The sequence below is a fragment of the Dokdonella sp. genome, from assembly GCF_049593775.1.
GTDB lineage: Bacteria > Pseudomonadota > Gammaproteobacteria > Xanthomonadales > Rhodanobacteraceae > Dokdonella.
The window spans coordinates 1-5,705 of sequence record NZ_JBAWHJ010000451.1 but is presented as its reverse complement, the minus strand read 5'-3'; the positions used below and the strand labels follow the sequence as shown (position 1 = coordinate 5,705).

Sequence of the window (5,705 nt, the reverse complement as noted above, 5' to 3'; positions counted from 1 at the left end):
ATGAAAACCAATGTCAGAGATTCCAGCTTGTCCGATCTGCTCGATGGAGAACACCTATCCGGATGGCGACAATTACGTTTGCGCGGATTGCGCACACGAATGGCCCATTGCGGGTGACGAGGAGTCTGATGGGGATTCCGACGGGGGCGAGTCGATTATTCGCGACTCGAACGGCAATCAGTTGAATGACGGCGACGATGTCGTGCTGGTTAAGGACCTGAAGGTCAGGGGCTCATCGCAGGTGATCAAGCAGGGCACCAAGGTTCGCGGTATTCGCGTGGTTGGCGGCGATCATGATGTCGAGGGCAAGGTCAACGGTAGCGCGATGATGCTGAAGTCCGAGTTTCTGAAAAAGGTTTGAACTGAGGCCGGATTCTGATTTCGCAGTTGCATGCACTGATGCTGCCAAACGGGTGCGGCGCACGGAAGAGCCATGACACCTGGCCGATTTCGGGGTCAATTCGTTCGTGCTAGAACTTGCGCCACCCGATTGTATGCATCTGGAGAACGCAGATCATGTTTTGCCCGAAATGTGGCCAGGAAAATCTCGACACATCCGACTACTGCGTTCGCTGCGGCGGGGCCATGCCGCATGCCGGAACCGAATACGGGCTAGGGGCGGTAGCGAGCCCTGGCGAGCGAGTTCATGTCGGCAATAATCTGATCTGGGCCATTCTTGCGACCATCTTCTGCTGTCTGCCAACGGGTATCGTGGCGATTGTCTATGCCGCACAGGTCGATGGAAAAGTCAGTTTAGGGGACACCGCAGGAGCGCGCGAGTCCGCGCGACTTGCGGGTATCTGGAGCTGGGTGTCACTCGGGTTGGGACTTCTGTTTGGATTGGGTTGGGCTGCGCTCGCCGTTCCGCATTTCATGTTCTGACACAGCTGCGGCTGGACCATGCCTCGGGAGCACTGATGACATGACCGGTCTGGTTACGCCCGTTCGGCCCTGGCTATCGGTGTTGTCGCTGACCGTGTCGGCATTCGGCGTCGCTGTCATGCTCATGCTGCTGGATCCGTTTGCTGCGGGCAGCATCCTGCCATCCTGTCCATTCCATGCGCTTACCGGATTGTTCTGTCCGGGATGCGGTACCACACGCGCACTGCATGCCGTATTGCACGGTAGCTTCCTGCTCGCGTTCAGCATGAATCCACTGGCAGTCATCGCGCTTGCGCTGATGCCGATTCTGATCTGGAACACGTTCAATCCCGGACGAATGTGCATGGCCCCGCTGTCGGATGCGCGTATCTGGCTTCCGCTGGTGCTGGCATTTTTCGTCCTGCGCAATCTGCCGTGGGAGCCGTTCGTCTACCTGGCTCCCGGATAGCGGGATCAGGTCGACGTACGCATGCCCATCAATCCCCGGGTCGGGTTCGTCGTGATGCCGTCCATGAAATCGCGGCCAGCAATGCAGCAAGCAAATACACGCAGAGATACGCCTGGATCGGCGAGTTCGCCTGCAGCAGCGAGAAAATCAGGCCACCGGCGGCGAGCGTGGCTCCCGTAAATAGAGCGTTTGCGAGTTGCAGGGCCGATGAGTAAGTGCCATGCAGCTCTCGCGGTGCGAGTTTCAGGGTCAGCACGCCGAACATCGGAAATGACACGCCCATGCCGAATCCGGTGATCGACCAGCCGATCAGGATGCTCCATTCGGGCATAAGTCCGAGAACGGCGCCGATGCACGTCGAGATTCCCAGCAACAGCAGCAGGCAACCTCGCTGCAGCCACTGCTGGCGTGTAGCTTCAAGCGTCATGCGCGATTGCAGATGACTGCCAAGGCTCCAGCACAACGCTCCGCCGGTCAGCGCCATGCCGGCTGCGGTGATCGACCAACCCCGTTGTTCGTGCAACCAGAGCGGGACGAATGCCTCGCTGAGGAAGAAAGCCGACGCGTTGATTCCGCGCAGGGCAATGATCGTCGGCAAGCCACGTGCCAGACGCAGGGTGCCCTCAGGCAATAGGCGATTCGCGGCCAATACAAGAGCAGCCAGGGATGTCAGGGCAGCGACCGGCATCCATTCTTTCGCGTAGCCGCTGACTGAAAGTGCAAGGCAGCCGATGGAGGCGAGCAGGGCCCAATGAAACAGTCTTCCGGTTGGTCCCTGGGAATTCGACGCTTCGCGTTCACCGCGTATGGGCGGCAGGATCAGTGCGGCAGTCGGCAACAGCAGCACCAGAATGCCGAGGAATAGCCATCGCCAACCCCAGTGCTCGACGATCCAGCCGGAAATCGCAGGTCCGACTATCGCGGGTACGACCCAGGCAGTCGAAAACAGGGCAAACAGGCGCGGGTGGAGCTCCTGAGGCAGCGTGCGTGCAGTGGCGACATAGAGCGCTACGCCCAGTGCGCCCACACCGAAGCCCTGAACGACACGGCCCAGAACAAGCGTGGCCATTGATTCCGCCAAGCCCGCCAGCAGCAAGCCGACCGCAAATAGAAACATGCCAACGGTCATCGAGCGGAAGGGCCCGTGCCGATCACAGTCTCGCCCCGACCACACCATGGCCACCACGGATCCGGCCAGGGTGCCGGCGAAGGCAAGTGCGTACAGCGGCAGACCATCAAGTGCGCCGGCAACCGCGGGCATGCCCGCGGCGACCCCGATGGCTTCGAATGCGATCATCGAGCAAAGTCCGACGGCGCCAATGCTGAGGTTTCGGTACTCGGCTGAAAACAGCGACACGTGCGCTCCCGACTTGATGGCAACTTGCAAGCTTGTCTCCCGATCCGTTCACCGGTAGCTTGCGACCTCAAGTCTACTTTAGGTCAACAGGCCATGAGTCATGCCAGTCTGGGTGTGGGTGAAGTCGCAAAGCGAAGCGGTGTAGCGGTATCGACTCTGCACTTCTATGAAACACAGGGGCTGATCTCATCGGAACGCAGCGCTGGCAACCAGCGCAGGTACCGTCGCGAGATCCTGCGTCGAATCGCTTTCATCCGTGCTGCACAGGCGCTGGGAATCAGTCTTGGCGAGATAGGGGAGGCGCTGCAACAATTGCCTGACCAGCGCACACCGACCAAGGCCGACTGGACCCGATTGTCCTCACACTGGCGTGCCGCGCTCGATCAGCGGATTGCGGATCTGCAGGCCCTGCGCGATCGCCTGAGTGGTTGTATCGGGTGCGGGTGCCTCTCTCTGCGTGCCTGCCAGTTATACAACGCCGATGACGCCATGGCTGGCCTGGGTCCAGGGCCACATCGGCTGGCTGGTCGACCAAGCGGCAAGCGCTAGTTCAGCTGTCGGCTACGGTAGAGCACGGGGAAGCGGCAACGACAGTCACTATATTGCTCGCCTAACACACTGATAGTAAAAGAGGTCATGGGATGGTCAGGACTGGTCCCGTGGGGGTCAAGACCGGTCATGGGTAAATCCTGACACTGGGCCGCAGCTGGTGATTGGTCGCCGGCATGACCCTCGGGAGAAACCCTCATGAAACGCACAGCCATCCTGCTCTACGGCGTACTGAGCTATTTCGTTTTCTTTGCAACGATCCTGTATGCGATCGGATTTGTCGGCAACATCTGGGTGCCGAAGTCGATTGATTCCGCGCCCACGTCAAGCTTCCTCGTGGCCTTGCTCACGAATCTTGGACTGCTTGCCCTTTTCGCAGTACAGCACAGCGTCATGGCTCGGCCGGCTTTCAAGCGGGCCTGGACCCGTATCATTCCGGAAGCCGCGGAACGCAGTACCTATGTCCTGCTCTCCAGCGTCGCACTCATCGTCCTGTTCGTATTCTGGCAGCCAATGGGTGGCGTCATCTGGCAGTTTGAATCCGCCTGGATCCAGGCCATTTTCTATACGCTGTTTGGCCTCGGCTGGGCGACAGTCTTCCTGTCTACTTTCCTGATCAATCATTTCGATCTGTTCGGCCTGCGTCAGGTCTGGCTTGAATTCCGTGGTCGCCCGTATACCAACCTGGGATTCGTCACACCAGGGCCGTATCGCTGGGTCCGCCATCCACTCTATTTCGGATTCATCCTCAGTGCCTGGTTCACGCCGACGATGACGGTGGCTCATCTGGTCTACGCGACCATGATCACCAGCTACATCCTGATCGGTATTCAGTTCGAGGAAAACGATCTAAGGGACGCGTTGCCCGACTACGAGCGCTATCAGGCAGAAGTGCCCATGCTGATTCCGCGTCCGCCGCAGCGTATGCCGAATCCAGTGGTTGGCCAGGCATGAATTGCGTCCATGACAACGCCTGCAAATTGCTTGTCGCAATGAACAACTGGCTGCTCCTGGGGACACGCTGGGTCTGAATCTGGAAGACCCGGCTGCTCTGCCGCGCCAGGCGCTTCTCTGGGCATCGGCCTCGTCGCGGCGGAGCAGGTACCACCCGTTCCGCAATCCTGAATCTCAAGCGCCTGGCCATGCCAGGTGATCCATTCTGCTTGCCAAAAATTTTGGAATACGACATGAAAACGATTGGTAAAACTCTCCTGGCGCTGACTCTCGCCGGCATCGCTCAAACCTCTTTCGCTGGTGGAACCGTGACTGTCGGTAGCGAGGCAACCTGTAGCTTCCACACGATCAACGACGCCATCAACTCCGTTCCATCGGGCGGCTCGGTCACCATACGGTTGTCGAACAACGTGGTTTCAGACCCGTTTCTCTCGATTGATCGCAATGTCACCCTGACTGGCGGATACAGCAACTGCTCGGATATTTCGAGTGACGCCAATGCCCCCTCGGTAATCCAGGGCATCGGCAACAATCAGCCGGTTGGCTTTATCTCCGGGTTTGCCAATCCGATCGCGGTGACTGTAAGCCTGAGCAGAGTGCGCATACAGGGCGGCGTGGCTCCGAAGGGCGCGGGTCTGCGAATCGGCGGAGCTGCCAGCGTACGATTGACCAGCGTCGAGTTGACCGACAATGTTGCCGGAGAGTTCGGTGGTGGTGTTTATATCGATGGCAGCAACGGTGCGCAGCTTACTATCCAGTCCGATACGCAGCTGACCGACAACGTCGCCATCCAGCGCGGTGGAGGCATCTATTGCCTCAACGCAAATACAGAGTCGGGTGGAAAGGTCGACTTCCGTGACGGTGACATCGTCGACAACGTCGCGGGTGCGCACGGTGGCGGCGTGTACCTGGAAAACTGTGAAATGACAGGAAGCCTTTCGGGAGAGCGTCGAATTGCAAGCAATGAAGTCGATAGAGTCGACTATCCGGAAGCCGTCGTTGATGAATATGGCAGCGCGTCGGGCGCAGGCATCTATGCAACGAGCGCCAGCCACCTCTCGCTCGGCAGCCGTAGTTCGACAACCCTGATTGAAGGAAACGTCGGTCGCAACAAGGTCTATGACGGGTTCGGTTCGCACTACGAGGTTGACCGCGGTGATGGCGGCGGCCTGACTCTACTGAACGATAGTGTCGCCGAACTGACCAACACCCATATCGCCAACAATCAGGCGGCCGACGGCGGCGGGGTCATGGTTCGTGGTCTCGCTCGCTTCGAACTCAAGCGCGATCCGGGCGGATGCATCGCCAATGCCAATTTCCCCGGGTGCGCATCGCTTGTCGGAAACAAGGGGCGTGGATACGACAACGGTTTCGACTTCTGCGTCAACAGCGACCGGAACTGGGCAGGGCGCGGCGGCGCGATCGCAATGCGTGGTGCATTCGGTGAACTGGATGGTGTCTGGGTCAAGGGCAACCAGGCAGTGCAGACCGACGGTTGCGCAATTTCTGACTACT

The 5,705-nt window shown here is 59.2% G+C and carries 7 protein-coding genes and 1 pseudogene; 7 read left to right on the top strand and 1 reads right to left on the bottom strand.

Annotated elements, in window-relative coordinates; genetic code table 11:
* The first annotated feature begins 10 nt into the window (after positions 1-10).
* The 4 genes and pseudogenes from WBP53_RS15600 to WBP53_RS15585 all read left to right on the top strand — a co-directional run bounded on the left by WBP53_RS15600 (position 11) and on the right by WBP53_RS15585 (position 1,330).
* Positions 11-361: a zinc ribbon domain-containing protein YjdM gene (locus WBP53_RS15600; protein WP_423930560.1), complete on the top strand. Its 351-nt coding sequence runs from the start codon at positions 11-13 to the stop codon at positions 359-361.
* A 155-nt stretch (positions 362-516) separates the two neighbouring features.
* Positions 517-576: pseudogene (locus WBP53_RS15595) on the top strand (zinc-ribbon domain-containing protein); the annotation flags it as partial.
* A gap of 9 nt (positions 577-585) precedes the next feature.
* Positions 586-882, top strand: coding sequence for a CD225/dispanin family protein (locus WBP53_RS15590; RefSeq protein WP_423930562.1), 297 nt, complete (start codon positions 586-588; stop codon positions 880-882).
* A gap of 40 nt (positions 883-922) precedes the next feature.
* The gene (locus tag WBP53_RS15585) at positions 923-1,330 is read left to right on the top strand and encodes a DUF2752 domain-containing protein (RefSeq protein WP_423930558.1); all 408 of its coding nucleotides are present in this window, start codon (positions 923-925) and stop codon (positions 1,328-1,330) included.
* Between the two features lie 28 nt (positions 1,331-1,358).
* Here the strand turns inward: WBP53_RS15585 and WBP53_RS15580 are convergent, their stop codons facing one another.
* Complete coding sequence (locus tag WBP53_RS15580) at positions 1,359-2,717, bottom strand: MFS transporter (RefSeq protein ID WP_423930556.1); 1,359 nt, start codon at positions 2,715-2,717, stop codon at positions 1,359-1,361.
* A 63-nt stretch (positions 2,718-2,780) separates the two neighbouring features.
* On the opposite strand from WBP53_RS15580, the gene soxR reads away from it, so the two are divergent.
* From soxR to WBP53_RS15565, 3 genes are all read left to right on the top strand, one after another.
* Complete coding sequence (soxR, locus tag WBP53_RS15575) at positions 2,781-3,236, top strand: redox-sensitive transcriptional activator SoxR (protein WP_423930554.1); 456 nt, start codon at positions 2,781-2,783, stop codon at positions 3,234-3,236.
* Positions 3,237-3,434: 198 nt separating this feature from the next.
* Entirely contained in the window at positions 3,435-4,190 is a 756-nt protein-coding gene (mddA, locus tag WBP53_RS15570) for a methanethiol S-methyltransferase (RefSeq protein WP_423930552.1), read from the top strand.
* Between the two features lie 233 nt (positions 4,191-4,423).
* Positions 4,424-5,705, top strand: a 1,282-nt coding sequence (locus WBP53_RS15565) for a hypothetical protein (protein ID WP_423930550.1), incomplete at its 3' end; no start/stop codon positions are given.

Coding starts and splice junctions, on each gene's coding strand:
- WBP53_RS15600 (WP_423930560.1), top strand. CDS start 11: ATGTCAGAGATTCCAGCTTGTCCGATCTGCTCGATGGAGAACACCTAT.
- soxR (WP_423930554.1), top strand. CDS start 2,781: ATGAGTCATGCCAGTCTGGGTGTGGGTGAAGTCGCAAAGCGAAGCGGT.
- mddA (WP_423930552.1), top strand. CDS start 3,435: ATGAAACGCACAGCCATCCTGCTCTACGGCGTACTGAGCTATTTCGTT.
- WBP53_RS15585 (WP_423930558.1), top strand. CDS start 923: ATGACCGGTCTGGTTACGCCCGTTCGGCCCTGGCTATCGGTGTTGTCG.
- WBP53_RS15590 (WP_423930562.1), top strand. CDS start 586: ATGCCGCATGCCGGAACCGAATACGGGCTAGGGGCGGTAGCGAGCCCT.